27 protein-coding genes are annotated in these 26,592 nt (G+C 61.6%); 11 read left to right on the top strand and 16 right to left on the bottom strand.

All coding sequences use genetic code 11. The features are described 5' to 3' along the window. Positions 1-90 precede the first annotated feature (90 nt). Positions 91-2,235, bottom strand: a complete 2,145-nt coding sequence (locus tag AC07X9_RS22170) for a DUF3857 domain-containing protein (protein ID WP_253204306.1) — start codon at positions 2,233-2,235, stop codon at positions 91-93. Positions 2,236-2,417: 182 nt separating this feature from the next. Here AC07X9_RS22170 and AC07X9_RS22165 point away from each other — a divergent pair, with 182 nt between their 5' ends. From AC07X9_RS22165 to speD, 8 genes are read left to right on the top strand one after another with little or no spacing between them, the layout of a single operon-like run. Beyond that, positions 2,418-3,407 (top strand): SPFH domain-containing protein, encoded by a 990-nt coding sequence (locus tag AC07X9_RS22165; protein ID WP_017180977.1) that lies wholly within the window; start codon positions 2,418-2,420, stop codon positions 3,405-3,407. A gap of 6 nt (positions 3,408-3,413) precedes the next feature. Then, complete coding sequence (locus AC07X9_RS22160; RefSeq protein ID WP_017180978.1) at positions 3,414-4,082, top strand: DUF4178 domain-containing protein; 669 nt, start codon at positions 3,414-3,416, stop codon at positions 4,080-4,082. Further along, the gene (locus tag AC07X9_RS22155) at positions 4,075-5,415 is read left to right on the top strand and encodes a DUF4178 domain-containing protein (protein WP_086486356.1); all 1,341 of its coding nucleotides are present in this window, start codon (positions 4,075-4,077) and stop codon (positions 5,413-5,415) included. Before AC07X9_RS22160 ends, AC07X9_RS22155 begins: the two co-directional genes overlap by 8 nt. Next, positions 5,412-5,558, top strand: a complete 147-nt coding sequence (locus AC07X9_RS22150; RefSeq protein WP_017180980.1) for a hypothetical protein — start codon at positions 5,412-5,414, stop codon at positions 5,556-5,558. Before AC07X9_RS22155 ends, AC07X9_RS22150 begins: the two co-directional genes overlap by 4 nt. A gap of 9 nt (positions 5,559-5,567) precedes the next feature. Further along, complete coding sequence (locus AC07X9_RS22145; protein ID WP_017180981.1) at positions 5,568-5,780, top strand: DUF350 domain-containing protein; 213 nt, start codon at positions 5,568-5,570, stop codon at positions 5,778-5,780. After that, positions 5,773-7,308, top strand: a complete 1,536-nt coding sequence (locus AC07X9_RS22140) for a polyamine aminopropyltransferase (protein WP_017180982.1) — start codon at positions 5,773-5,775, stop codon at positions 7,306-7,308. Before AC07X9_RS22145 ends, AC07X9_RS22140 begins: the two co-directional genes overlap by 8 nt. Next, a complete protein-coding gene (locus AC07X9_RS22135) occupies positions 7,298-8,908 on the top strand; it encodes an NAD(P)-binding protein (RefSeq protein ID WP_017180983.1) in 1,611 nt (536 codons plus the stop codon). The genes AC07X9_RS22140 and AC07X9_RS22135 overlap by 11 nt, the downstream gene beginning before the upstream one ends. After that, positions 8,905-9,303 carry an adenosylmethionine decarboxylase gene (gene speD / locus AC07X9_RS22130; RefSeq protein ID WP_019052409.1) on the top strand — a complete coding sequence of 133 codons (399 nt, stop codon included), beginning with the start codon at positions 8,905-8,907 and terminating at the stop codon, positions 9,301-9,303. The genes AC07X9_RS22135 and speD overlap by 4 nt, the downstream gene beginning before the upstream one ends. A 186-nt stretch (positions 9,304-9,489) precedes the next feature. On the opposite strand, the gene AC07X9_RS22125 is transcribed toward speD, so the two are convergent. Together AC07X9_RS22125 and AC07X9_RS22120 are read right to left on the bottom strand one after the other, a co-directional pair. Beyond that, the gene (locus AC07X9_RS22125; RefSeq protein ID WP_017183446.1) at positions 9,490-10,722 is read right to left on the bottom strand and encodes an FAD-dependent oxidoreductase; all 1,233 of its coding nucleotides are present in this window, start codon (positions 10,720-10,722) and stop codon (positions 9,490-9,492) included. A gap of 159 nt (positions 10,723-10,881) precedes the next feature. Further along, positions 10,882-11,055 carry a hypothetical protein gene (locus tag AC07X9_RS22120; protein ID WP_017183445.1) on the bottom strand — a complete coding sequence of 58 codons (174 nt, stop codon included), beginning with the start codon at positions 11,053-11,055 and terminating at the stop codon, positions 10,882-10,884. 112 nt (positions 11,056-11,167) lie between these two features. On the opposite strand from AC07X9_RS22120, the gene AC07X9_RS22115 reads away from it, so the two are divergent. Continuing rightward, on the top strand, positions 11,168-12,007 hold the full coding sequence (locus tag AC07X9_RS22115; protein WP_100215222.1) for a phosphotransferase family protein: 840 nt from the start codon (positions 11,168-11,170) through the stop codon (positions 12,005-12,007). Between the two features lie 241 nt (positions 12,008-12,248). Here AC07X9_RS22115 and AC07X9_RS22110 read toward each other — a convergent pair whose 3' ends face one another. The 10 genes from AC07X9_RS22110 to katE all read right to left on the bottom strand — a co-directional run bounded on the left by AC07X9_RS22110 (position 12,249) and on the right by katE (position 22,447). Beyond that, a complete protein-coding gene (locus tag AC07X9_RS22110) occupies positions 12,249-13,145 on the bottom strand; it encodes an HpcH/HpaI aldolase/citrate lyase family protein (RefSeq protein ID WP_017183443.1) in 897 nt (298 codons plus the stop codon). Beyond that, positions 13,142-13,597 carry a MaoC family dehydratase gene (locus AC07X9_RS22105; protein WP_017183442.1) on the bottom strand — a complete coding sequence of 152 codons (456 nt, stop codon included), beginning with the start codon at positions 13,595-13,597 and terminating at the stop codon, positions 13,142-13,144. Before AC07X9_RS22105 ends, AC07X9_RS22110 begins: the two co-directional genes overlap by 4 nt. A 338-nt stretch (positions 13,598-13,935) precedes the next feature. Continuing rightward, positions 13,936-14,787 (bottom strand): glycosyltransferase family 2 protein, encoded by an 852-nt coding sequence (locus AC07X9_RS22100; RefSeq protein WP_253204307.1) that lies wholly within the window; start codon positions 14,785-14,787, stop codon positions 13,936-13,938. Beyond that, positions 14,784-15,374, bottom strand: a complete 591-nt coding sequence (locus tag AC07X9_RS22095; protein ID WP_017183440.1) for an SAM-dependent methyltransferase — start codon at positions 15,372-15,374, stop codon at positions 14,784-14,786. The genes AC07X9_RS22100 and AC07X9_RS22095 overlap by 4 nt, the downstream gene beginning before the upstream one ends. Beyond that, positions 15,371-16,051: a PIG-L deacetylase family protein gene (locus tag AC07X9_RS22090; RefSeq protein ID WP_026002438.1), complete on the bottom strand. Its 681-nt coding sequence runs from the start codon at positions 16,049-16,051 to the stop codon at positions 15,371-15,373. The genes AC07X9_RS22095 and AC07X9_RS22090 overlap by 4 nt, the downstream gene beginning before the upstream one ends. Beyond that, positions 16,045-17,160 carry an acyl-CoA dehydrogenase family protein gene (locus AC07X9_RS22085; protein ID WP_017183438.1) on the bottom strand — a complete coding sequence of 372 codons (1,116 nt, stop codon included), beginning with the start codon at positions 17,158-17,160 and terminating at the stop codon, positions 16,045-16,047. Before AC07X9_RS22085 ends, AC07X9_RS22090 begins: the two co-directional genes overlap by 7 nt. Further along, positions 17,157-17,954 carry a glycosyltransferase gene (locus AC07X9_RS22080; protein ID WP_241763652.1) on the bottom strand — a complete coding sequence of 266 codons (798 nt, stop codon included), beginning with the start codon at positions 17,952-17,954 and terminating at the stop codon, positions 17,157-17,159. The genes AC07X9_RS22085 and AC07X9_RS22080 overlap by 4 nt, the downstream gene beginning before the upstream one ends. A 242-nt stretch (positions 17,955-18,196) precedes the next feature. After that, positions 18,197-19,132: a glycosyltransferase family 2 protein gene (locus AC07X9_RS22075; RefSeq protein ID WP_017183436.1), complete on the bottom strand. Its 936-nt coding sequence runs from the start codon at positions 19,130-19,132 to the stop codon at positions 18,197-18,199. Further along, on the bottom strand, positions 19,125-20,279 hold the full coding sequence (locus AC07X9_RS22070) for a glycosyltransferase family 4 protein (RefSeq protein ID WP_017183435.1): 1,155 nt from the start codon (positions 20,277-20,279) through the stop codon (positions 19,125-19,127). Before AC07X9_RS22070 ends, AC07X9_RS22075 begins: the two co-directional genes overlap by 8 nt. 77 nt (positions 20,280-20,356) lie before the next feature. Beyond that, complete coding sequence (katE, locus tag AC07X9_RS22065; RefSeq protein WP_086486357.1) at positions 20,357-22,447, bottom strand: catalase; 2,091 nt, start codon at positions 22,445-22,447, stop codon at positions 20,357-20,359. A 346-nt stretch (positions 22,448-22,793) separates the two neighbouring features. On the opposite strand from katE, the gene AC07X9_RS22060 reads away from it, so the two are divergent. Both AC07X9_RS22060 and AC07X9_RS22055 read left to right on the top strand, forming a co-directional pair. Beyond that, positions 22,794-23,540: a Crp/Fnr family transcriptional regulator gene (locus AC07X9_RS22060; RefSeq protein WP_019052406.1), complete on the top strand. Its 747-nt coding sequence runs from the start codon at positions 22,794-22,796 to the stop codon at positions 23,538-23,540. Beyond that, entirely contained in the window at positions 23,537-23,725 is a 189-nt protein-coding gene (locus AC07X9_RS22055) for a hypothetical protein (protein ID WP_081609930.1), read from the top strand. The genes AC07X9_RS22060 and AC07X9_RS22055 overlap by 4 nt, the downstream gene beginning before the upstream one ends. Positions 23,726-23,766: 41 nt before the next feature. Here AC07X9_RS22055 and AC07X9_RS22050 read toward each other — a convergent pair whose 3' ends face one another. The 3 genes from AC07X9_RS22050 to istA form a co-directional block, all read right to left on the bottom strand. Continuing rightward, positions 23,767-23,895, bottom strand: coding sequence for a hypothetical protein (locus AC07X9_RS22050; RefSeq protein ID WP_019052405.1), 129 nt, complete (start codon positions 23,893-23,895; stop codon positions 23,767-23,769). A 459-nt stretch (positions 23,896-24,354) separates the two neighbouring features. Further along, entirely contained in the window at positions 24,355-25,083 is a 729-nt protein-coding gene (gene istB / locus AC07X9_RS22045) for an IS21-like element helper ATPase IstB (RefSeq protein WP_031304487.1), read from the bottom strand. Next, positions 25,070-26,584 (bottom strand): IS21 family transposase, encoded by a 1,515-nt coding sequence (istA, locus tag AC07X9_RS22040; protein ID WP_021238707.1) that lies wholly within the window; start codon positions 26,582-26,584, stop codon positions 25,070-25,072. The genes istB and istA overlap by 14 nt, the downstream gene beginning before the upstream one ends. Between the last annotated feature and the right edge of the window lie 8 nt (positions 26,585-26,592).

Here is a 26,592-nt window from a genome sequence, read left to right as displayed (position 1 = left end):
CTGATCCCGATATGAAAGGAATTTGCCGCTGAACGCCTCCAGAGGGTCGGGTCCGCACGGCCCGCAGCCGCTGCTGACCCTACGCCGCTTTCACCGATCCGGGCCAGATGCCAGGCAGGGCACATTGTCACCAGTCCAATCGATCTCGGTCGTTGTAGGCACTCTACTGCGTGCCTGAGCATCCGTGTTTTTGCCGCTCGGATTGTAGGTTATCCATGCCATGCTGTTATCAAACGCAGCGATGCGACCATTGTCATGCTGCGCTTTGGAAGCATCGACTTCCGTTTGTTCGGTTCTCGATCCACGGATCATGCGCAACGAGCCGTCATATATGTCGAATGCACGGTAATATGCGCGCCCAAACATCCGGTTATTAATATCATCCTTGTGCGACCACTGCTCCGCCCTTGTCGTGGATGGCAGGCGGACCGTGGTGACGTGACAGCTAAAATCCGGCTTGTTGTAGAATGGCAGCGCCTGATCCTGCTCTTTCGCGCGTATTCGCTTTTCTGGCGGGTTGAAGCCACCACCCGGCAGCGCCAGCGATTTTACTCCATCGCCGTCATCGTCCCAGTCGACGGCGCCTGTGCCGACGACGGTCAATATGCTGGCCTGCGCCTTCGCATCATAGCGCCACTGAACATCCTCGATGGTCTGCCATGTATTTCCGATCGCATTCTGACGAAACGCGCTGAGCAGTTGCGTGGGCGTCGCTACAGAAAATTGCACCTCCTGCTGCAAGCCTTCGATTCCGCGCTTGATGGTTGTATTGGTAATGCGTGCGGGCTTGTCGAAGCCAGCACGCGCATCGATTTCGAATAGCGTGATCTCATTCGGTCGCGAAGCAGGTGCCCAGCCAAGCCGCTCAAGACCGCCTCCCTGCCTGGTCAACGGCAAAACCCATCGATAGGAAATGACCGGCTCTTGTGTAGGTGGGACAACGGCAGGCATCGTGCCATCAAGCCAATAGATCTTTCCATCGATGCTCGCCCGTACCAGCACGTGATCGAACATGCGTGGGCTGGGCAGCCGCTGATCCATGCCATCATCAGTACCACTATTATTGACGAGGACCGGCTCGGCTTCGACGCCTAGCTCACGCAGCAATGCCAACAGCAGAGCGGTCTTGGCCTTGCAATCGCCGTAACGGCGTTGCCATGTCTCATCGGCTCCTGCCGGTGTCAGATTGCCGCCATTCAGCCCGACATAAATATAGCGGACATCCTGCTGCACCATTTTCAGGGCGGCGGCAGCGCGGTCGAGCGGCTTCGCATGGGCCGCGGCGATGCGGGCGGCCTCCTGCTTGAGTGAGGAGTTGGCGTTCAGACTCGACGCATTGGCAAATAGCGGCGCAAAAAGGCGCGATATGCCCTGCCAGTCGCTGAAACTGCTATACTCGACGACCCGCTGCCATTGATAACGAGGGGGCGCATCCTTGGGCGGCGCCAGGACGCCAGGGTTGTCGAACCGATAGTCGATGGCATTCGGGCTCTGTTCAGCCACCGTCATCATATCGTTGGTCATCTTGATGGCGGGCTTGTTTTTTTCCTCCCAACTTAGACGAAGATGGTATCGGCCCGGCGCCGGATCGGCGGCAAGGAGAAGCAGGCCGGCATCGTCCTTCCCCAACGTGGGATCACTCGCAGGGAGCGTTGCGCCAAACTCGATTTCATCCCCGACCCTGAGATCGGGCACACGCAAAACGGCGGTCAGATTGCCATCCAGCCTTGCCGCTTCAAGCTGGTCTTCTCGACGCAGAATCTCGAACGAAGCCGTCTTCAATAAGTCGATGACCTGACCTTCGCGATGGATCTTCATTGCGTGGACGACAGGCGAACCAGCCGCTGGATTCCATGCCAGCGACAGATTGCCAAGCTGAAGCGCGTTGGGATGTAGGATCTTTATGCGATAGCCGTTGTAGAGCAGTTGCCCTTTGTCATCGAGATGAACCTCAGTGTCCTGACGGCGGATGAAAACCGCGCCTGCAGCGTCGGCAGGAACAGGCATAGGCTCCGACTGGACGGCCCATTTGGGCGCAGGCCCAGTTTGAATCTTACTGTTCGCTGCATAAGCGGTGGATCCGGCAAGCAGGCTCGCCAAGCAAGCAGAAATCGTGAACCGCACAACATCCCCCTGAGATTTGCGCCATAATGTCTGCGGCTGCGGTTTAAGCAAGTGTTTGATGGCTCTTGCAATCGCGGGTGAATATCCAAGGCTCTTCGGCAACGGGGGCATCGACCTCTCGTCCGCCGTTGAGAGCAGGACGTAAGGCGTCAAACGGCGCCAAAGGGGTTGCAAGCGGAACCGGATCGCGACCTCGGACAAGATCAGAAAAGGGTCATAAGTCTCGCATGCTGCAATTTCGCTTGTCCCGTGGGCCTGCTATTCTAAGCTGGCGACCAGCGTGGGGGAGCGACATGGGTATATTGGATTTTCTGTCGAAACAGTTTGTGGATGTCATCGACTGGGTGGAAGAGCCGGGTCAGCTCGGCTGGCGCGTTCCGCTCGCCGACCGGGAAATCCAGAATGGCGCGCAACTGACGGTGCGGGAGGGGCAGATCGCCGCCTTCTTCAACGAAGGGCGGATCGCGGATATGTTCGGTCCCGGCCTTTACACGCTCGACACATCTACCCTGCCACTGATGACGGCCATCATGAACTGGGACAAGGGTTTCAAGTCGCCCTTCAAGTCGGACGTCTATTTCTTCTCCGAAAAGGAGCAGATCGGCCTGAAATGGGGCACGGCGCAGCCGGTGACGCTACGCGATCCCGAACTGGGGCCGCTGCGCGTCCGCGCCTTTGGCAGTTACAGCTTCCGTATCAAAGAGGTAGCACCCTTTGCCTCGCGCATCATGGGCACGCTGGGCGAGGTGAAGGTGGCGGATATCGAGCCGCAACTGCGTGCCGCGATCCAGACTGCGCTTGCGACGGGGGTGGCCGGCGGCGGCACCGCTTTCCTGGATCTGGCAGCCAGCCAGACCGCTTTGTCCGAAGCGCTCAAGGCCGCGGTCACGCCGACCTTCGCCCAATGGGGGCTGTCGGTCGAAAGCTTCTTTGTAGAGAGCCTGTCCCTTCCCGAAGAGGTACAGAAACATCTCGACAAGGCCAGTTCGATGCGCGTGCTGGGCGATCTTGACCGCTACGCCAAATTCCAGGCAGCCGAAGCAATCGAGACGGCCGCCGCTCAGTCTGGTGGCGTTGCCGGGGTCGGTGCCGGCGCTGCGGCCGGGCTGGCCATCGGCCAGGCGATGACCGGCGCCTTGGGCGGCACAGCGAGCGCGCCCTCCGCCCCGGCCGAAGACCCGTTCGCGCTGATCGAAAAGCTGCACAAGCTGCTGGATATGGGCGCGCTGACCCAAGCCGAATTCGATACGAAGAAGGCGGAACTGCTGGGCCGTATTCGATAGCACCGTATGCAGTTGGTCACCTGTCCCACTTGCGGCGCGGAGGTTGCCTTCCGCTCGTCGGCGCTGCCCGTTCGGGTGTGCGACTATTGTCGCACGCTCGTGGTGCGTTACAATCAGGGCGCGCAGGGGATGGGGGAGGCTGGCGTCCTGCCGTTCGATATCAGCCCGATCCAGATCGGGACGGAAGGGCGCTGTTTCGATCAGAATTTCCAGATCATCGGTCGGGTGCGCTGGGCCTGGGACGATGGCGCCTGGAACGAATGGCTGATGCTTCTGGCTGACGGCAGTCACGCCTGGCTTGGGGAGGCTATGGGCCAATTTATGGCGCTGCGCGAGGTAGAACTGACGGGATCGCTGGCGCAGGTCATCCGCCGCCTGATGAACGATACCCCTGTCAAACCGGGCGAAAGCGGCAATATCGCCGGACAATCCTATGAGGTCGCCGATATCCGCACCGTATGCTGCATCGGCTGCGAAGGCGAACTGCCCTTCACCGCGCCCATCGGCTGGGAAGCGCTAAGCGTCGATTTTCGCAATCGCGACGGGCGCTGCGCCTCCTTCCAGAAAGATCGGCATGGACCGTCCCTCTATGTCGGCCATCATGTGAACCTGGCCTCGCTGCAACCGCGTAACCTGCGTCCGCTTCCCGGCTGGAGCCTGCCCGCTTATGGCTGAGGAGGACAGCGTCCGCGCCCTGTCATGCCCGGCCTGCGGCGGGACGATCGCCCTTCGCGCGGCCGGCTATACGGTCACGCTGGCCTGCGAATATTGCGGCACGCTGATCGACGCGACCGATCCGGCGGCGCGGATCATCACCCGCTACAATGAAATGCAGGCTTCGCTTGCGATCCCGCTCGGCACGCGCGGCATGTTGCGCGGCGTGGAATGGGAAGCGATCGGCTGGCTGCAACGGTCGGACGGCTGGGCGATCTGGGACGAATATCTGCTGTTCAATCCCTATGTCGGCTATCGTTGGCTGATCGCGCAGAATGGCCAGTGGAGTCTGGGCACGATGCTGACCGCCGCGCCGCAGCGCGACGGGCCGGACCGGGTCGTCGCTGGTCGACGCTTCACCCCCTTTTACAGCGTCACAACTGCGCGCGTGACGCGGGTGGCGGGCGAATTCTACTGGCGGGTGAAGCCGGGCGAGGAAGTGCGCGCGAGCGACTATGTACGCCCCGGCTTCATGCTCAGCCTGGAACAGGATGATCGGGAGAATAGCTGGACGATCAGCGAACTGTTGACCGGGCGGGAGATACGGGCGGCATTCGATGTCGATCCGCCGCCCGTCTGGATACCCGGTATGACGCCGCTGGCGCACCAGCCTTCGCCCTATGCCCGGCGGATCAAGGGCTGGTGGCCGATCGCTGCCCTGTCCTTCGTGGCGCTGCTGGTTTTGCTGACCCTGTTCGGCAGGACCATGCAACCGCAAATGTTCAGCCTGTCGGTGACGCCCGACGGCCCCACAGTGTCGCAGACATTCGGCCCAATCGTGCTGCCGCTCGGCAAACAGGCGATGACGGTCGAGGCGATGACACCCGGTGTGGAGCAAGGCTGGGTCGATATCGACGTCGCCTTCGTCAATCGTAAGACGCAGGACAGCTATGACGCCTATGCCCTGAACGAACATTATTCGGGCCGGGACTCGGACGGCTATTGGTCCGAAGGGGCGCGGTCGCAGACCTTGAAGGTTGCGAGTCTGCCTGCCGGAACTTACGATCTCGTCGTCGATGCGCAGGCGCATCATTGGGGCAGTTCTGGCAATTGGACCTTTGACGCGTCGAGCAGTACCTACAAGACCGAAGGCCAGCCCCCGATCGAGGTCAACCTGACGGTGGCGCGCGGCGCTCGCTTCACGTCCAATTTCTGGCTGGCGGTGCTGATGATCCTGTTACCACCATTGTTCATGCTGGTCCTTCACATCTTGTTCGAAAATGCCCGGCTGGCGCAGAAGGACGGTTCACCCGCCGATGCCGACGACTGGTTGCGGGGGATGGAAGCGCCATGAGCCGCAGCAGCTTCCTCTACGCCCTTTGGTGCCTGGGCGTATTGGGTCTTTATCTGACTGCCGCGGCGCAGGGCTATTCGCCCTTCGCCGACGGCGGACGCACTGCCGGCGCCGCCCGCGCCTACGGCCCCACCCATAAATAGGAGACGTCGATGATCATCGCTCTGCCGACCTTGCTCAATTCGTTGGTCTATGCCGGGATCGGCATGCTCGTTTTCGTCGCCGGCTTCGTTCTTTTGGACCTGCTGACGCCGGGCAAGCTGTGGGAGGAGATAAGGGACAAGCAGAATGTCGCCGTTGCCCAGTTCGCTGGCGCCATCGCCATTGCCCTGGGTATCATCGTAGCTGCCGCTATTCATGGCTGACGCATCGGCGCCGACCGAGCGCAGGCGCACCGCGCTGGTCGGGTTGCTGCTGGCCAGCGTGTTCGCTGTCGCGACCTGCGGCCTCATCTACGAACTGCTTGCCGGGACGATCGCCAGCTATCTGCTGGGCGACAGCGTCACGCAATTTTCGATCATCATAGGCACCTATCTGTTCGCCATGGGAGTGGGCAGTTGGTGCTCACGCTATGTCAAGCGCGACGAGCTGCGCCTGTTCATCCGGGTCGAGATATTGGTGGCGCTGGTGGGTGGCTGGTCGGCAGCGGGGTTGTTCCTGCTTTTCCCGCTGGTGGAGCAGTTTCGCCCGATCCTCTATGGCCTTGTCTTTGTCATCGGCTTTCTGGTGGGTCTGGAGATTCCGCTGCTGATGCGCATCCTGCGCGACCGGTTCGATTTCAGCGAGACGGTGTCGAACGTGCTGACCTTCGACTATGTCGGCGCACTGGCTGCTTCATTGCTGTTTCCGCTCCTGCTGGTGCCACATCTGGGACTGATCCGAACCGGGCTCATGTTCGGCCTGCTCAATGTCGGTGTCGCGCTGCTCCTGTTGCTTCTAGTACCATCACGCGCCAGCCTGATGCGGGAACGCATTCTGGCGTTGGTCGTGATGATGAGCCTGATCGCAGGCTTGCTGACGGCCGAGCGAATCCAGCGCTGGTCGGAAATCGCCGCTTATGGGGAGCGCGTGATTTACGCGACGTCCAGCCCCTATCAGCGGCTGGTGCTGACCCGACACGACGATGACATCCGCCTATACCTCAACGGCAACCTCCAATTTTCCTCACGCGACGAATATCGCTATCATGAAGCGCTGGTGCATCCGGCAATGGGCCGTGTAGCACGCCCGGCCAATGTACTGATCCTGGGCGGGGGCGACGGGCTGGCCGCGCGCGAGGTGTTCCGCCATCCCGGCGTGCGGCATGTCACATTGGTCGACCTTGATCCCGCCATGACCCGCCTGTTCAGTCAGACCGGCCTGCTGCGCGCGCTGAACGGCGATGCGCTGACCGACAAGCGTATGCATGTCGTCAACGCTGATGCTTTCCGGTGGGTACGCGAGACGAAGGCGCGCTTCGATGTCATCATCGTCGACTTTCCCGATCCGGTCGATTTCTCGGTGGGCAAGCTCTATACCGAAACCTTCTACCGCATGTTGCGCCCGCATCTGGCGCCCGGCGGCATGGCAGTGGTCCAGAGCACGTCGCCGCTGGTCGCGCCCGCCGCTTTCTGGACGGTGGCGCAGACGCTGGAGACGGCCGGTTTTCAGACCAGACCCTATCATGTCTATGTGCCGAGCTTCGGCGAATGGGGCTTCATCCTGGCCGGGCTGGTCGATCCTGGCACGACGACGCGCCTGCTGCCTGGCAATCGATTTTTGTCGGATGCGACCGCCCGGCAGGCATTGGTCTTTCCGCTCGACATGGCACGCCGCCGGGTGCCGGTAAACCGTCTGGACAATCAGGCGCTGGTGCGCAGCTTCGCCGAGGAATGGGCGCGCTATGAAGGCTGACGCGGGCGGCCCAAGCAGGCGCGCCATCCTCAAGGGCGGGATGGCGGCTGCCACTGTGCTTGCGCTGCCAGCCTGTGAAACGCCGACTTCGGGCAGCAGCGGGGGAGCGGACATGGCGCTTGGCCACCGCCTGCGCGATGGCGCCTTCCCCGAACCGGTGCGCGAAGAGCGCGTGCCGCTCCTGATCGCTGGCGGTGGCGTGGCGGGGCTGTCGGCGGGCTGGCGATTGCGTGAGGCCGGCTTCGACGATTTCCGCCTGATCGAACTCGAAGACCAGCCTGGCGGCAATGCCCGTGGCGGTCGCAATGCCGTGTCAGCCTATCCCTTGGGCGCGCATTACCTACCCATTCCCAACGAGGAAGCGCGCGGGCTGCGCCATATGCTGCGACAAATGGGGGTGATCGTGGGCGAGCGGGATGGCAAGCCGGTCTATGACCCGCTGCAACTCTGCGCCGATTTGCAGGAGCGGCTGCTCTGGCAGGGGAAATGGCAGGAGGGGCTGGTACCCCGAACCGGCCTGTCTTCCAAGGACGAAGCCGACCTTGCCGCCTTCAACCGCACCATGGCCGACTTTTCCCGTCGCCGCGATACGGAAGGGCGGCCTGCCTTCGCCATTCCCATCGCCTATAGCGCAAGGGATGCCGATCTGCTTGCGCTCGATCGGATGAGCTTCGCGCAGTGGCTCGACCAGCAGGGCTGGACCTCCTCTGTGCTGCGCGCGCATGTTCGTTACGCCTGCCGTGACGATTACGGCACTGAACCAGCCGACGTCTCCGCCTGGGCCGGCATTCATTATTTTGCGAGCCGGCGTGGCTTCACTGCGGATGGTTCGGGCGACAATGAACTGACCTGGCCTGAAGGCAATAGCCGCCTGACGAGCTTGATCGCTGATCGATTGGGGGATCGCATCACGACGGGGCAGGTCGCCTTTCGTGCCCGGCCTGACGAGAAGGGAGCGATGGTTGATGTGTTCGATGCGCAGCAGGGCAGCAGCATCCGTTATCGTGCTGACGCCGTGATCCTTGCCATGCCGCATTTCATCGCCACCCGCCTGCTGGGCGAGAAGCCCGATGCAGCCTACAGCTATGCCCCCTGGCTGATTGCCAACGTCACCGTCGATCGCGCGCCGGAGGGGAAGGGCAGCGCGCTTGCCTGGGATAATGTATCGGCCAGCAGCGCTTCGCTCGGCTATGTCGTCGCCACCCACCAGAGCGACTCGCACACGGGGCCTACGGTGCTGACTTGGTATATGGCCCTGTCCGACATGCCGCCCGCGTCCGCCCGCCGCTTGCTGGTCGACCGGTCCGATGTGGATTGGCGGCGGCTGGTGCGTGACGATTTGCTTGGGATGAATCCGGACCTGAACGGCGCGATCCGGTCGATCGACCTCTGGAAGTGGGGTCACGCCATGGTCCGGCCGACGCCAGGTTTCCTGTGGGATGTCGCGCCGCGGCAACGCGCGGCTATCCTGCCGCCCTTCTTCCGTGCCCATTCGGACCTGAGCGGGCTGTCGCTGTTCGAGGAAGCCCATTATCGTGGCATGGCCGCGGCGGAAGCGGCGCTATCCTCGATCGGCCATCCGCATGAGACGCTACTATGATTCCGCCCATTACCTATGATGGCCGACACCTGTTGGCGGACCTTTACGGATGTCCCGTGCTGGACGATGTCGCTCTGATCGACGCCGCCCTGCGCGGCGCGGCGGACAGCGCCGGGGCGACAGTGATCGGCCTTCACCTCCATCATTTCGGTGAAGGACAGGGCGTCACCGGCGTCGCCCTGCTCGCAGAATCCCACATGTCGATCCACACCTGGCCGGAACATGGCTATGCAGCCGTCGACATTTTCCTGTGCGGCGCGCGCCATGATCCGGCAGCGGCACTTCATGTGCTATGTCGATATCTGTCGCCTGCCCGCATAAGCCAGAATCTAGTACGCCGGGGTGATGTTTCCGAGTTGGCGCGAGAAGCGGACGGTCAGAAACTGGAACGCTGAAGTTGATTTTCGAGCGGCCACTATATCTGGTCCATGCTTGTTCAGCGCGGTTGCGATTTGGCTGCGATCCAGGGCCAGCGACGTGAGCCCGGTCGTGCCGCAGCACGAAGGCGGCATTGGCGGAGCATAGCACGCACATGGCGTCGAAGGCGATGATCGGGCCGTGCTCGCTGGCAGGATTGGTACTCACGCGGCCACCGATTCTGGCGCGGGCCTATGAAGCGCACTTTCCAGCCCCAGCGGCCCAAGCGGATCGGCGACCAGTCCACTCACCATCGCCGCCTGTATGCTGGTAGCGGGCCAAAATTTGGACAGCGGGCCGACAAAACGATCGCGGATCAAGGGCAGCAAACGACTGTCCGATTGATAGACCGGCGTGAACAAGGCGGTGAGCCACTGGTAGGTCAGGACATGGCGTCGCCGCAGCTTGATGCCGAGACGAACCCCCTCATCCACCCCGTTCGCGTCCGCCAGACCTTTGGCTAGCGCCCAGGCATCGAGCAGGGCCATGTTGGCGCCCTGGCCCAGTTGGGGACTGGCGGAATGCCAGGCGTCGCCGATATGGACCAATGCCCGCTCAGCCGGTGACCGCAGGGTACGGTGCGCGTAGCGGGCGAAGGTCAACTGGTCGGGATCATCAATCTGGTCGAGCAACGGCGCACATGCGGGCCAGAGCGCGGTAACGCGAGCCTTCCACGGCCCCAATCCGGCCCGATGCCAGTCGCCCAGCCGATCGGCGCGCAACGACCAGAAGAAGGCGGCCTTTGGCGTCATAGCGCCAGGCGGGATGCCGATCGGCAAGACGCCCGCCATGATGCTGGCGCGGTCATAGCGCTGTGCAAGGGCATGAGGATCGAAGCGCGCGTCCTGCGGCAGGTCGAGGCTGGCCCAGAGTGCGCCATAGGCGAGTTCCCGGCCGGTCGGCGGCGCCAGTGGCGTGCGCGTGCCCAGCGCATCGACCACAAGATCATAGGGGATGCTGGTTTCGCCATCGGCAAAGCGCAACGTACGTTGCGCACCGACCGGTTCGCTGTCCACGAGCGTGCGCCCGGTATGGACGGTGATCCCCGCTCGCAGGACCGCCTCATGCAATATCGCAAACAGGCTGGCGCGATGGATGCCGATGCCAAACATAGCGCGGTGGCGCAGCGCGGCATAATGAACGTCAAGGACGACCCGGTCCCCCGCCTTGCCGAACAGCCGGTCGATGCGCGATCCGCGCCGCAACACGTCGTCCAGCAACCCCAATCGGCCAAGGACCGCCATGCCTGTGGGCTGGATCATCAGGCCCGAACCGATCGGGCGAGGCGTATCGAAACGCTCGAAAAGGGTGACCTGATGGCCCGCCCGATGCAGCAGCAGCGCCGCCGCCAGTCCACACGGCCCGCAGCCTGCGATCGCGATGTTCAGACCCCGCATGACCAACGTCTAGACGAGCAGGCAGGCCGTTCCAAGAGGATGGCCGGGAATCTATATTGGGGAGCGAGGGAGCGCGCTCGGAATATTCGGCGAAACTGAACCGGCATCCAGCGATACATGCCGAATTTCACCACCTGCCAACGAGCAAGATGACGCGCGTCATGCCGCTGCCAATCCCCCCATCGTTACATAATCCAGCTTGCCTGTGCCGAGCACCGGGAGCGCGTCCACTTCGCGAATGTCACGGGGAATGGCCAGTTCGGTGATGCCATTTGAGCGCCCCCATGACTGAAGATCGCTCGCCTTCGCGCCCTTGCGCGTCGTGAACAACACCAGTTGTTCGCCTTTGAATCACGCCCGCTCGTTAGCGCGTTCGACTTTGCTCCAACGCACCATCGCCATTTCTGGTAGAATAGCGGGCGGTTTACCGTAAGGAATAGGGGATATGGATGGTCCAACAAGCATGTCTGCGCCGTTTGGCGAACCGCAACGATTGATTGCCGGAGGCGAGAGTGCGCAACTGCTCGACCTTGGAAATGGCCATGTACTCAAATTGTTTCGTGAAGGCGTATCGGATGAGATGATTGCGCGGGAATCCGGTGCATCCTCCTATGCAGAGGGTTGCGGCGTGCCTACTGCGGCAGCGATCGGGCAGTGGGTTTGGGACGGGCGGCGCGGCATCGTTTATCCACGGCTTGAAGGCGGGACATTGATGGACTGGATTCGCCGCAAGCCATTTCGGGCAGGGTGGGCACTGGATCGGATGGGGGCCATGCATGCCGCCATGCATCAGAAGAGTGGAGGGGCGTTGCGCCCACTCAAACAAGTATTGGCTACAGACATCTCGCATGGCCCTGCGCCCGTCGCGCTGCAACGGGCTGCCATTGCCTATCTGAATACTCTACCTGAAGGACACGCGCTAATCCATGGCGACTTTCACCTTAGTAATGTCATGATGACGCCACAGGGCATGAGGGTGATTGACTGGTCGAAGGCAGCGTCGGGCCATCCGGCGGCCGATGCGGTGCGATCCGAGATGCTGATGCGGTTCGGCATCGGGCCTACCGATTGGGTGACTAATCTGTGGCGGGACTGGGCAGCGAGGCGATTGCGCAAAAGTTACATGGCAATGGGGGCTGTTTCACCCCCTGACTTGGCGCTTTGGCGACCCGTCGTGGCGCTGGCGTGGTTGCGGTCCCGCGACGCGGGAAGAACGCCAGCATTTCATCACTATCTGGATGTCGCGCTGCGAAATAATGGAATTGGCCGACTGCACCAATTGTGACTATGAAATCAAACGCCGTTCTTTGGGCTCAATCCGAACGGGACGGTCAGAAATATCCTGTGCAGCGAGGCATAATGGGCAACAAGGGGAGGCCGGTATGTCACGACGCAAAGTGCCTTGGATACCGAGCGACATTCTCGATCACGAGGCCCTTACCGTCACTGGCGGTCTATCCTACGATATGCCGCTATCGGGAGGCTTGAAGATCGAAGCGCCCGGTGATCCCTCTATGCCAGACGGATCAGCGGCGCACGTAGGCGGCAATCTGAGCCAGCACGTTGTTGGCCTGCTTGAGATGGGGGATGTCGAGCATCTTGCCATCCAGGCCGACCGTCCCCGCGCCATCGGCCGCCTCAAAGGCCGCGACGACCCGGCGGGCATGCTCAACCTCGGCAACCGTTGGCATGAAGCTTTCGTTGATCGGCGCGACCTGTGCGGGATGAATGGCGATACGGCCGCTCCATCCTTCCGCGCGGGCTGCGCGGCATGATGCGCGCAAGCCTTCCTCGTCGCGGAAATCGACGAACAAGGTATCGATCGCCGCCACGCCTGCTGCATGTGCACCGAGCAATGTCAGCGAACGGACCAGCTTATATGTCAGTGTCCATTCGCCGCTTGCGTCCAGATTGGTGCTTGCGCCCACGGCGGCGCTCAGATCTTCAGCCCCCCAAGTGAGACCGGCCAGCCGCGCCAGATTGGCTGCAGCATAGTCGCCAAGACGGAACGGTGCGATCGCGGTCTCGGTGGCGACCGGCAAAATCTTGATGCTGGTAGCGTCGATGCCCGCCTGGACTTCCAGCGCATCAAGGAAAAGCGAAACCGTGCGCACATCGTCCGGCCCATTAGCCTTTGGCAGCATGATCCCGTCCGGCGCGCCAGCGACGACTGCCGCCAGATCACCCAGCAGCAGGTCGGTGTCGAGCGGGTTGACCCGGACCCACAATTGCGACGTTCGCTGCTCGCGCGGGCGTGCCATGAGAAAGGCAGTCACCATCTCTCTCGCGCGCGCTTTGTTGGGCGGAGCAACGGAATCCTCCAGATCAAGGATCAGCGCATCGGCGCCTGTGCTATCGGCCTTTCCCAGCTTCTTTTCGCTGTCGCCGGGAATGAACAGAAAGGAACGGATCGGTGCGGTCATCCCTGTGGCCTTTTCAACTGGAGGCCGGAGCGCTTGCAACTCGCGACCAACTCACCATGCTGATTGAAGGCCTGATGCAGGAAGGTGACGATGCCTGCATTGGGCCGCGACTTGCTTTCACGCAGTTCGATGACTTCGCTGACGACATGGATGGTATCGCCGTGAAACAGCGGCTTGGGAAAGCGAACCTCGTCCCAGCCCAGATTGGCGACCGCTGTGCCCAGCGTCGTGTCGCCGACGGAAATGCCGACCATCAAGCCCAGCGTGAACGCACTGTTGACGATGCGCTGACCAAAATCGGTCCCGCGCATATATTCTTCGTCCAGATGGAGCAGGGCCGGGTTGTGCGTCATCGCGGTGAACAGCACATTGTCCGTTTCCGTCACGGTGCGCCGGATGGGATGCTCGAATATTTGCCCAACCGTCATTTCGTCAAACCACACGCCAGCCATCAGCTACACTCTCCGCTATCTCAGTCTGAACTACCCGCCCAACGCCTGGCTGTCATGCCCCGATGACCGGAGTTCGCGACATTTTGCCCCCCGCCCGGCGTTGATTGGCCACAAGGGGGCGCATTGTTGACTATGAGTGAGCGGGTCCAGTCGGCTACCGTTGGCAGCGACCTTTGGCTCGGTGGACATTTGCGATCGTCAGATTCGGAAATACAAATCGAAGCAAGTTGACGCTGAAGCGCACAAATCCGAGTCCCCTCGCTGTCATGTTGCGCCGATAGACTGGCGCGGCAACATGATCCGCGCCACGCCTGCGCACATGTTGCTGTCCCTCTCTGTCAGGGCGAAACGGGCTGCAACATTCGCGCATGCTCAATTTCGACGTCGCTTGGTTGACGAAGCACATGAATTCCGTGCCCGGACCGTAAAATCAAACCGGCTGTCTCGAAGGCGTCGAGCCATCCTTCCATCGGCCATATATTCCAGCGCTTCCGAAAGAGGTTCGCGTTGCGGACAATGTCGTTCAGATGCTGAAGCGGGGGTTCGAAAACGTCGTGATATTGGTGAAAGGCACCAGCACCGCCCATGAACAGCAGGGGCAGGCCTGCCTCCCGCGCGCGGAAGCCGAAGTCGGTATCCTCGCCGCCATAGCCGGTAAACGCTTCATCAAACCCGCCCAGATCAAAAAATCTCTGGCGATGCAGGCCGAATGCCAACGACCAGAAAAGACCGGCATTGTCCTCCTGACGCAGACCGTTTGCAGGAAAGTGTCGAACAGGATGTCCATGCGCCCGCGAAAGAAGATCCGCTTCCTCCCATTCGCCACGGGCATCGTCAGGGCCAAGATAGCGTATGTCGGCGCAGATCAGCGCGTCATGGTCTTTCAGGCATTGCGTGATGGCCCCTGTTAGTGCGCGCATCGGGATGCAGTCGACGTCCAGGAACAACAGCTTGTCCCCTTTGGCCGCCCGCGCGGCCGCGTTCCGCGCTGCCGCGAGTGGCAGTCCTGGGCCATCAAGACGTAGGACATGAATTGGAAATCGCGCTTGTTGGGCATGGATCGGCCGATTGCTGGCCATGTCGACGATGATGAGTTCGTCGGGACAATGCGTGCTGCGGCGCAGACCTTCGATCAGTTGCGCCAGATGCGCCGATCGGTTCTTGACGATCGTGAGTACGCTCAAGGTCATGCGCAGACGCGCCATAGATCAAGGCGATACTTGGCCGTCCGCTGCGCCGTGATCTCGGTGATGGCTGGGGCAAGTGCGGCCTGCATTTTATGCACCGCATCATCGCCGCTCTGGGGGTAATCGGTGTCTCCAGTCCAGTGGACCAGCAATATGTCGCCGCCGGGCGCCATATGGCCGGTGATCCACTGGGCGGCGCGGCCGATGTCGTGATCATCCCAATAATAGGCGACTTCGGACAGGATGATGAGGTCGAAGATGCCGCCCACCGGTGCCTGTCCCGGAAAAGCCATTTGGCCAAAGGAGACATGGTCAAACGCGGCACAGCGCTCGCGGGCGGCCTTGAGCGCGGTTTCGCTGATGTCGATCGCCAACAATGCGTGGCAATGGGGCGCCAATGACTGCGTCAGTACGCCCTTTGCGCAGCCAATCTCGAAACCCAATCCATAGGTGCGCCCGCCCAGCGAACGGATGCTGTGGGCATATTTATCCCGCTCATAAGCGCTGCTTTCCAGATCCCAGGGATCGTCGGTCGAACGAAACATCGTCTCGAAATAAGCCCGATCCAGGCTGGCCTTGCGCCGCGTCATGAGGCTCTCCGCAGGTAGAGGATGTCGCTGGCGGGCATCGCACGACGCGTAGCAGGCAGCCGAAATCCGGGACCGTGGGACACGGTAAGCTGGCTGCGGTGCGCGGCCAGGGCAAGGCGGCGCTGTCCGCGCAGCATGGGCGCGGTGCGCAATTCGCGATGGCTGGAGGAGGTCGGCGGCAGAGCCCAGACGACATATTCGGCAATTACCAGCCTGCCCTTGCTCCGCTTTCCCACTGCATAGGCCAGTTGTGCAGCGGCTTCATGGTCGCAATGGGGTTCGTGATGGGCAGTGACGGCCAGAGCATCGACCTGCCAGCGTCGGCACAGTGCGGTCAGCCGTCGCGCGGCGCGATCGAAAGCAGGATGTCCCGGCGGGACGGGGGAGGCGTCCTGCCAGTCAAGATGCACCGGCGGTTGATTGCGGTTGCCCGTCAGGCGGTGAAAGGCGGTGGCGGCTTCGCGCTTTCGGCTGCTTACCAATGTCCCCGACCTGCCCGGCATTGTCTCATGCGAACCAGACCCGTCGGTGAGATAGACAAGGCCCGCCAGCCGCCCCGACTTCGCCGTCTGAGCAATAAGCGCGCCAGCCCCCAGCGTCTCATCATCGGGATGGGGCGCAAGAACCAGCCAACGCAGCGTTCGCCACGGCTTCGCAGATAGAGAGAGACCTACCACAAGGCGTCCTCCGCGCCCCATGCGTCATGGTCCAGCCAGGCGAGCGCGGCCTGATCGCGGGCATAGTCAGGTCCGCCCTGTCGCAGATAGAGGCTGAGGTCGCGGATGATTTTATCGATCCTTTCGCCGTCCATCGCGCTGCGCGTGCCGATGATGCGCGTCGCCAACTCCATCACGTCCAGACCTGCACGCTCAACAATGCCGCGCGTCATGCGGGCGAAAGCGGGACCATCGGGATCGTCGTGCGCAGCGCGGAGTGCGCATTCGCGGATCCAAAGATAGGCGGTGCGGGCCGCAGCAACAGCGTCGGCGAATTTGGCGCGTTGCAGCGGATCGGCGCGCGCTGCATCAGACATGGCGAGCCGCGTTTGCGTCAGCAGCGCCTCGATTCCACCCAGTTGCACGGCAGTAAAGCGCCAGGCGCCGGTGGTGAAGCGCGGTTCGCGGTCATAGTCGCCGGGCCGGCCCAGCAGGTGAGATGGATCGATCGCCATGCCCGTCAGGTCATAGAGGCCGCTGCCCGTTGCCCGCATACCCCTGACCCGCCATTGCGACAGGTCTGTCCGGGCGGGTTCGTCGGCACGAACGACGACCAGTTGCCGCTCGCCCTGTTCGGGCTGCGCGGTGATGATGGCATAGGCAAGTCCCCCTGCGCCTGTCGCGAAAGACTTGCCGCTCCGCAGTATGGATTGGCATAGCTGCACGCCCGGCGGCGGCTCGGTGGCCCACACACCGTAAAAGGCGCCCTGATCAAGTTTTCGGCCCAATTCGGCCTTTTGAGCAGCAGAGCCAAACCAGTCGAACAATGCGAGTGCGTTGACATGGCCTTCATAGAGCCGTCCGACGCTAAGGTCTGCGCGACCGACGATCCGCAGGATGCGCATCAAACACTGGTTGCGGGCGGCGGCGTCCTCAAAGGCTTCGCCGCCGCTTTCGATGGGAGCGAACGTGCGATGGATGTCGGCTGCGACCAGCGCCTTCAGGCTCTCGACCGGAAAGACTGGTGCGGCATCATAGCGGCTGCCAAGCGCGACAAGGGTGGGGGTGATCGCCTCCGCGCGCGCGATCGGGCTGTCGATGCTGGAACGGGTATGGTGGGATAGGGTCATGCGACAGGGTCCAGTTCTTGAACAGCAGCCGCGGCCATTCCCGCAAGCCAGCGAGCGGCCGTATCTACGCCATCGCGATCGTGCAGACGCTTGCGGCATTGCGACGGGAGCATTTTTGCTTGGCGGATCAAGCCTGGCCAATGGTCGGGAGACGGCCATGTTTCCAGAACGACTGCAGCGTTCAGCCGACCCAGCCCGAGCGCTGTAGCCAACTGCTCGTTAAAAGGGCGGTCCTCGGGGATACAGAGGAAAGGACGGTTGGCAGCAAGAACCGCACTCACCAAACCGTCTCCTGCAGCGCCAATTATCAGCCCAGCGCGGGCGATTTCTTGAACCGGATCGTTGACCCATCCAGCCAGATCGAGATTTGCGGGTCGATCGGTCGTTGAGGTTACCGGCCCGATCACCCGCCATTGCATATTTGGGCAGGCACGGGCCGCTTGCGCGATCGCTGAGCCATCGCCCGGCGGGCCGCCCCGTCCGATCACCACGAGTATCCTGTTATCTTCGGCAAGATGATCCGGTGTGGCTGGCGTAATGCCGGGAAGATAACGGCTCTTGTTCCTGATCCACGGCGGCGTCGATGCCATTTCCAAGTCGCGATGAAACGGCGCAAGCAGCGCTGTCGCGCCCCTGAAAGCGTCAAGATGGGCTAAGTCGCTGCGATCGCCGTTAAGCCGCACATAGATGGTGGGGACCGATGCGAGGCGGGCCAGCATCGCCACTTCAACCGAAACATCGACCACCAGCAATGCAGGCCGCGCGGTTGCGATCCACTGGGCGATCTGGGCCACGCGGGACCGTACGCCTTCATGGTCCAGAGGCGCGTAGTGCAAGGCAGCGGGGCGTGAAGCCGTCTCATCCACACCGTCGAAGCTGCCAGAAAGGGGGCGGTCATCGCACAGGTCAATCCCTGTCGTGCCCAGCCCCGTGCCCAGTAGGACGACAGGCCAGTCGATGGCGGCGGCGATCGCCTCCGCCCGCGCGCGATGGCCGGCGCCATGATGATGAACATAGTAGCCGATAGGGCGACGGGTCATGGCTGGAGTTCCAGCACCATGTCATGCGGCATCGGGGGCAGCAGGGGTTCTTGCAAAGCGATCAAAGCAGCGCCATCGGGCTGCATACGCAATTGCCTGCGCCAGTGCGCGCGTTCGTGCCAATGGGTGAAGGCTGGCGCCATGGGTGAGATGTTTTTTTGGGCGCTCGCGAACAATGTCTGCATCCCGGCCGCCATGCCGCCGTCCGCGCGTCCATCCAGCCGTGGCGAGACCCGTGTGGAGACCATGACGGGATGGACAAGCCGCCCGCCCTGGGCGAGTGCTGCCGTTACGAGCGCGCGGTCCTCTCCGCTCGCGATTGCGGGAACACCGCCGCAGGCGAGATAAAGCGCAGCGCGAATGGCGAGCGAAGCGCCGGTATGATCACCATGGCGGGGCGCGGGGTCCCAGGGCAGAGGATCGATCATATCCTCGATGGTACGGACGTTCACCCAATACCGGTCCCATGCCATGCGCAAGCGCTGCACTTGAGGTGGCAGGGGTTCTGCGCCATCTATGTCAATCCGGCCGCCCACCAAGTCGGCGCCACGCGAAAAGGCAGCGGCGATATTGCGCAGCCAGTCGGTCGGAGGGCGGCTGTCGGCGTCCGTACTGACGAGAGCAGCCTTGTCCAGTGCAGGCAGAAGCTCGAGGCCCTTGTCCATTGCCAGCCGCCGGGCTGATCCGGCGTGCGCAAGGTCCGGCGCGAAGATATGTTCGGTTATGCCTATATTGAGCCGCCCGGCGTGACGCTGGCGGGCGGCCTCGACAACAGCGCGGCTATTGTCGCCACTGTTGTTGATGGCTATCGAAACCGGGATCGGATCGGGCCAGTCCTGCATCGCAAGCGCATCGAGCAATATCGGCAGGCGTGCCGACTCATTCCGCGCAGGCACGCAGACGCACAGCGTCATGGCGCGCTCGTCAGCCAAGCGAGGCCGATCTAGGGCTTGATGCCGAATGGGGCAGGCGTGTCGAGGGCATCAGATGGATGGATGCTGTTTTTTCGCTGCAGACAGTTGAAGCCGCCTTGGCAATCTGACGCAGATATAGCGCCTCATAATTATCGACCATGCGGTCGGCATCGCACATCTGTTCCGCTCTGGTCCGACACGCGCTGCGGTCCAGCGCCAACGCGGCCAGCACAGCGTTGGCCAGCGAGGTCACGTCATCCGGAACTGCAAGGACCCCGCATTTGGAATCCAATATTTCAGGGATCGCCCCGCGCGCAAAGGCCGCGACCGGCACGCCGCAGGCGAGCGCTTCGGCAACGACCAAGCCATAAGGTTCATCCCACATGGGTGTGCAGAGGAAGGCGCGCGCGCCGCCAACGAGGTGGGCGAGTTGCTCGTGAGTCAGATGTCCGACATGAGCGACATCCTGACTCAGCGCCGGTGCAATCTGTGTCCGGTAATAATCATCGTCGAGGATTGGCCCTGCAATCTTCAGCGAAAGGCCAATGCGCCGGGCAGCTTCGATCGCCAGATGCAATCCCTTCTCCGGGACGATGCGGCCATACCAGACCAGATAGGGATCGGCGGCGGGCTGAGGATGGAAAGCAAATTTTTGCAGGTCGATGCCGTTCCATATCACTGCGTCGCTATGTGTGACGTGGTTCCAGAGAGCGGCAACCGAGCGCGACACGGCGACGAAACTGTGGCTGCGCGCTGTACATAGGCGGATACCACTTTCCAGCCAGCAGAAGGGCGGCGTGTGCAACGTCGTCACCATCGGCATGGGCAGGCTGTCGGCCATAGCTACAGGCAGATAATGGAGCGAATTGTTATGGATGATGTCGAAGTCGCGATGGCGTAAATCGGTCATGAGACTGAGATAGGCATGATGCTCGCGAAAGAAGGGCACGTCGCTGGCTTCGGTCGTACCCACAGTCTGTATCGCGGTTTCGGCGCAGATCGCTTCCAGATTGATCCCCGGCTGCGATCGAGATGAAGCGAACAGAGTCACTGCATGGCCTCGATCCCTCAGCGACCTTGCCAGCAGATGCGTGTGCATTTCCAATCCACCGGCAAAGGGCTCGGCTATCGGATGTTTGAGATGGGCGATGATGCCGATCCGCATAGAGTGTCATCCTCTCGCGCGCGTGGTTGGGGATGGCGTGAAGCCATCTCCCCGTTGATTTTCGTAGAGATCCGCGATCAGGCGTCGGGCTGGGCGTCCAGATCGACCGTCAGTTCGCGCGACCAGTAGCGCAACGCCCGGCAAGCGGTCAGGAATGACCGGGCATCCTTTGCTGTCGCCAGCGGCAGGCAGGCTTCGTCCAGATCATCGGCTATCCCTGCCTTTTCAAACAAGGCCTGCGCCTCGGCTGTCAAACCGATATATTTGCAATGCGCAAAGGCATCCGTGACGAAATCCTTGGCGGCCGCGTCCATGGCTAGCAGCGCAGCGCCTTCCTCTGACGCCACCACGGCAATGGCGTCGAACAGAACGGAGGGCCCCCCGTCTATCTTCTGTTTGGCCGGAACCGCTGTGCCATCCGACAGGGTCACGCCGCCGATCTTGGGCGCGACAACCTCGTAAACCGCACCCTCCTTGTCGACCGCCTTTACCAGCGCATTAAAGACGACAGCATCAGCGCCGTCGGTCATGAGGATGCCCAGCTTGCGCCCCTTGAAACTGTCCGGCCCGTTTTTGAGGATGCTCAGTGCATCAGACGTCGGCAGGTCCATCATGCTGGGTCGCGCAGCCTTTGCCGGGTCGGGCAAGGCAAGACCAAGCCCGTCAGCAACAGTTTGCGCCAGAGTAGCGTCGATGTTGATCAGGTGCGAGACGGTTCGTGAGCGAATGTCGGGACGTTCGACCTTGCTCAGTTCAAACACGATAGCGTCGCCGATATGCTTCTGCTCGATCGGCGTCTGGCTGGTAAAGAATTGTCGCGCCTGGCTGTAATGATCGGCGAAGCTTTCTGAACGGACCCGCTGTTTGGAGCCATCGGCCTCCTGCGTGAAACTGTTAAAGCCACGCACCGGGTCTTCGCGCGGACCGCCCTGCGCCGCCCCCCAGCTATTGGGCTCATAATTGGCGCGCCCCTTGGGATTGCGCATCGCCATATGCCCATCCTGCTGGAAATGGGCCATCGGGCATTTGGGTGCGTTGATCGGCAAATGGGTGAAGTTGGTGCTGCCCAGACGCTTGATCTGAGTATCAAGATAGGAAAAATTGCGGCCCTGGAGCAGCGGGTCGTTACTGAAATCGATGCCCGGCGGTACATTCTGGGTCATGAAGGCGACCTGTTCCGTTTCGGCAAAGAAATTGTCGACGACCCGGTCCAGAACCAAACGCCCAACGATGCGGACAGGCACCAATTCTTCCGGAATCAGCTTGGTTGCATCCAGCACGTCGAAGTCGAAGCTGTCGGCAAACGCATCGTCAAACAGTTGAACGCCTAGCTCCCATTCGGGAAAGTCCCCGGCGTTGATCGCGTCCCACAGGTCGCGACGATGGAAGTCAGGATCAGCGCCGTTAATCTTGACCGCCTCGTTCCACATGACCGATTGCAGGCCCTGCTTGGGCTTCCAGTGGAATTTGACGAAGGTCGATTTGCCATCCGCATTGACGAGGCGGAAGGTGTGGACGCCAAAGCCCTCCATTGTGCGCAGCGAACGCGGAATAGCGCGGTCCGACATCGTCCACATCACCATATGGAAGCTTTCGGGCGTCAGGCTGATAAAGTCCCAGAAATTGTCATGTGCAGTCTGCGCCTGCGGAAAGTCTCGGTCCGGCTCCGGCTTGGCGGCGTGGATCAAATCGGGGAATTTGATCGCGTCCTGTATGAAGAAGACAGGGATATTATTGCCGACAATGTCCCAATTGCCTTCCTGCGTGTAGAGCTTCACGGCAAAGCCGCGCACGTCGCGGGCCAGATCGGCGGAGCCTTTGGACCCTGCGACCGTGGAGAAGCGCACGAAAGCGGGAACGCGTTCGCCGACCCGCTGGAGGACATCCGCGCGGGTGACGTCGCTTAAGGATTCCGTCAGTTCGAAATAGCCGTGCGCACCGTAGCCGCGAGCATGGACAACGCGCTCGGGGATTCTTTCATGGTCAAAATGAAACAGTTTTTCGCGGAAATGCGCGTCCTCCAGCAAGGTTGGGCCACGCGCACCCTGTTTCAGGCTGTTCTGATCATCGGCAACCTGGATGCCATGTGCCGTCGTCAAGACCGCGACGTCTCCTCCGGCAACCTGATGCGTTTCGCCACCTTCTGCCTGCGGTTCTGCAAAGTTCATTGAGAGAGTTTCGGCAGGTGCAGGTCGAGAAGCCTTTTTGGGCGCACCGCCGGGAACTTTACCGGCGGCGGGAGGGGACTGAGGCATGGGGCATCCTTATGCACGAGAGAGGCGCCGGAGGCGTTTCCAGCACGTTTGAGGGCCATCCGAGATAAATGCGAATTCCCGCATGGTCGGGAACCCGTGGCACTTGCGGAGAGATAACCCGGCGCTCTTCAGCAAGTTGCGCCGACGGATCCAAAACTAATGTACGTTATAGCGATTTATTTCCGGCGGCTGGATACGGCGTCGCCACGGACCGTTGCTATTGTCCAAACCCAGGTTTTTTCGCCGTGAAGGACCAATCTTGTTTACCGACAAATTTCTAAGGGATCGTCGCGGCGTCGAACTGGATGTTCATGAACGCGCCATTCTGGAAAAAGCGGTTTTCGAAATACGAACGATCGATGCGCGCAAGACTGTGGTGCAGGCTGGTGACACGCTGTCCGTGAGCATGTTGCTGCTGGAGGGCTTCATGTGCCGTTACCTGGACGATCGCGAAGGGATGCGCCAGCTCGTCGCTGTCCAAGTGCCAGGGGATTTTCTGGACCTGCACGGCTATCCGCTCAAGATATTGGATCATGATGTCGCAAGCCTGACAGCGGCGACGATTGCAGTCATTCCGCACAAGGCTTTGGACGACATCAACGCGACAATGCCCGAGCTCACGCGCAAGCTATGGTTTTCCACCCTGCTCGATGCTGCCATGCACCGGGCGTGGCTCTTCCGCCTGGGACGGCTGGACGCAGTTGGGCGTGTGGCGCATTTTCTGTCTGAAACCAACGCCCGCCTGGTGCCGGTCGGCTTGAGCGACGGAAAACGCTTTGCCCTGGGGCTAACCCAGGCGGATATTTCGGAAATCTGCGGCATAACAAGTGTTCACACCAATCGCGTGCTGCGGCAGTTGCGGGAAGAGCGATTGTGCATCTTTCGCTCATCGCTCGTGGAAATTCTCGACGTCGAAGGTCTGGCCCGCAGAGGTCAGTTTAATCCCGCCTATCTCTACATTGAGACTATATCGGATCGCTCAGGCGTCGAAAGGCTAACATCATGATACCGCCAGAAGATACCAGTGTTCACTCGCTGCCCGGAAAAGCGAGCGTGGCAGAAGGGTTTGTCCTGCTTGATGGGCCTAATGGGGTCGCGGTGACCATGACTGCCTATGCTGCATCAGAAACCGGCAAAAGTTTGATTGAAGCCGCCAGAATGATCGAGGAAAAGACAGAAAGTGATAAATAGTAAAACAGATTTTTGTTCAACAATTTGAAGTGCTACTTAGTTTAATATAAGTTTGCCTGGCCTATATTATCCCTTTTATTCTGTCTTTTCGTTAAATGACTCTCCAGCATTTCGCGCTCATGATCGATGGCACGCCAGATCGACATCTCTCTGTTGATCTTGACGTACATTTCGTTGAGGTGTCAGCTACAGCGGGCATGCATAAAACACTGACACGCATACCCCTCGCGCGATGGGTTGAAACACCAAACAAGCTATCGGCAAGGTTGGCCATACCCGTACGTTAGCGTGTTCGCGCTTTTTGACAGCGCTCTATTGCGACATCGGCAAATCACCAACGGGCATTTATGGCTTTGCGGACCATGGCTTGGAGCTATCTGCGCCGTCATCCGCTGGCAAATCATCGCCCGATCACTAGGCGAGGGCGTCAATGCGAGCGAGTTGCGCGCCAAGGTGGTCGATGATCGCCTGGAATTGTCAAACGGCGTTCAAAAGGGACCCCCTTTTCAGATAATATGATGCTGGTTTGTTGAAGATGGCCTTGCGCTGCGTGCGGCGGAGGGCGGGCGTAGCCCGACCGGAGGCGCGCGCAGCGCAAGATAGATTTTTGAAGGCGCCGAAGGTGGCTGTCAGCTGCGGTTTTTGAAGCGCCAGCTGTCGTTGCCCGTCTCGACGATATCGCAGTGGTGGGTGACGCGGTCGAGCAGCGCCGTGGTCATCTTGGGATCGCCGAACACGGTCGGCCATTCGCCGAAGGCGAGGTTCGTGGTGATGATGACGCTGGTCCGCTCATAAAGCTTGCTGATGAGGTGGAACAGCAACTGCCCTCCCGAGCGGGCGAACGGCAGATAACCGAGCTCGTCGAGAACGATCAGGTCGAGCCGCGACAGCTGCGCCGCCAGGGTCCCGCCTTTGCCGATCCGGGTCTCCTCTTCGAGGCGTGTCACCAGATCGACGGTGTTGAAGTAGCGGGCGCGAGCGCCCCTTCGCACGACATTGGCGGTGATCGCGATGGCGAGGTGGGTCTTGCCTGTCCCCGTGCCGCCGACCAGCACGATATTGCGGCGAGGCGGGAGGAAGGAGCCATCGTGAAGGGAGCGGATCATCTCCTCATTGATCGGTGTGCCCTCGAAGCTGAACCGCTCCAGGTCCTTCACCACGGGCAGCCTCGCAGCCGTCATCCGATAGCGGATGGAGGCTGCATCCCGGTGGGTCGCCTCAGCACGGAGCAGGTCGGTCAGTATCTCCATGGTGGTGCGCTTGCGCTGGAGGCCGGTGGTGACCGCCTCGTCGAACGCCGCCGCCATGCCCTTGAGTCCGAGGCCGCGCATCGTGTCGATCATATCATGCCGCTGCATCATAGCCTCGCAGCAGATCATAGCGGGCACAGTCGGCGAGCGGAGGATGCTGCAGCATCCGGTCTTCCGAAGTGACGATGCTGTGGGGTGTCGCCGGCTCGCGGCGCCGGGAGAGGATGTTGAGGATCAGCTCGTCGCTGGCCGTTCCGTTCGCCAACGCTTCGCGCACGGCAGCCTCTACCGGCTCCAGGCCATCGGTGAGCACCGCCGAGAGGACCCGCACGAACCTGCGATCGGCCTCGTCCCCGGTGCCGAGCCTTCGCCGTAATCGGTGCAGGGCGGGCGGCAGATCCCAGTCCTGGAACGGTGCGCCGTTACGCAGCGCGCCGGGCTTGTGCGCGAGGACCGGCAGATAATGCCAGGGATCGTATATCGTGCGGTTCCGACCGAAGTGGCGCTCATGCTCCCCGACGATCGCATCGCCGCAGCGTATGACGATGCGATCGGCATAGGAGCGCACCTGAACGGTCCGGCGTGCGGCCGTCGACATGACCGAGTAGCGGTTGCGATCGAAGCTGATGAGGCAGGTGCCGGTGACGGCATGCTCGCTCTCATGGAAGCCGTCGAACGGTGCCAGGATCGGCTGCAGGGCCGGTCGCTCCATATCCAGCGCCTCGGCGACGGTAATATCCCCGCGTTCGGGATGGGCATGATGCTCGGCCCAGCGCCGGCACTCGGCCTCCAGCCACCCGTTGAGCTCGGCCAGGCTGGCGAACCGGAGCCGCGGCTGGAAGAAGCGGCCTCGGATTGTCTGGACCTGCTGCTCGACCTGGCCCTTCTCCCATCCCGCCGCCGGCGAGCAGGCGGTCGGCTCGACCATGTAATGATCGGTCATGATCAGGAAGCGGCGGTTGAACACACGCTCCTTGCCGGTGAACACGGCCGTCACCGCCGTCTTCATATTATCGTAGATACCGCGTCGCGGCACACCGCCGAAGAACGCGAACGCCCGGGCATGGGCATCGAACAGCATCTCCTGGCCCTCGCGCGGATAGGCCCGGACATAGGGTGCGCGCGAGTCGCAGAGACGCATATGCGCCACCTTCACCCGCATCGGCTTGCCGGCGATCTCCACATCCTCGTGGCTCCAGTCGAACTGGTAGGCCTCACCCGGCTGGAAGGTCATCGGGATGAACGCCGGTGCGCCTTCGCCAGCATCCTTCCGCCGCGCAGCACGCCAGCGCGCCGCATAGCGGCGCACCGCATCATAGGATCCATCGAACCCCTCGCGCACCAGCAGGTCATGGATACGCGTCATCCGTAGCCGATCGCGGCGGCCGCGACCTTCGTTCTCCTCAAGCAGCGCATCGAGACGATCCTGATAAGGACCGATCCGCGGCAGCGGCTGGACTTTGCGCTGATAGTTGAACGCCGCCTCCGGCGACCGGATCGCTTTGCGGACGACCTTCCGCGACAAACGAAGGTCACGAGCGATCGCCTTGATCGCCTTACCCGCTGCATGCTCACGCCGAATCCGAACCACTGTCTCCACGATCAACATCCCGTTCT

The sequence above is a fragment of the Sphingobium sp. GW456-12-10-14-TSB1 genome, assembly GCF_059424385.1.
This window is presented reverse-complemented; position numbering and strand designations above follow the sequence as displayed.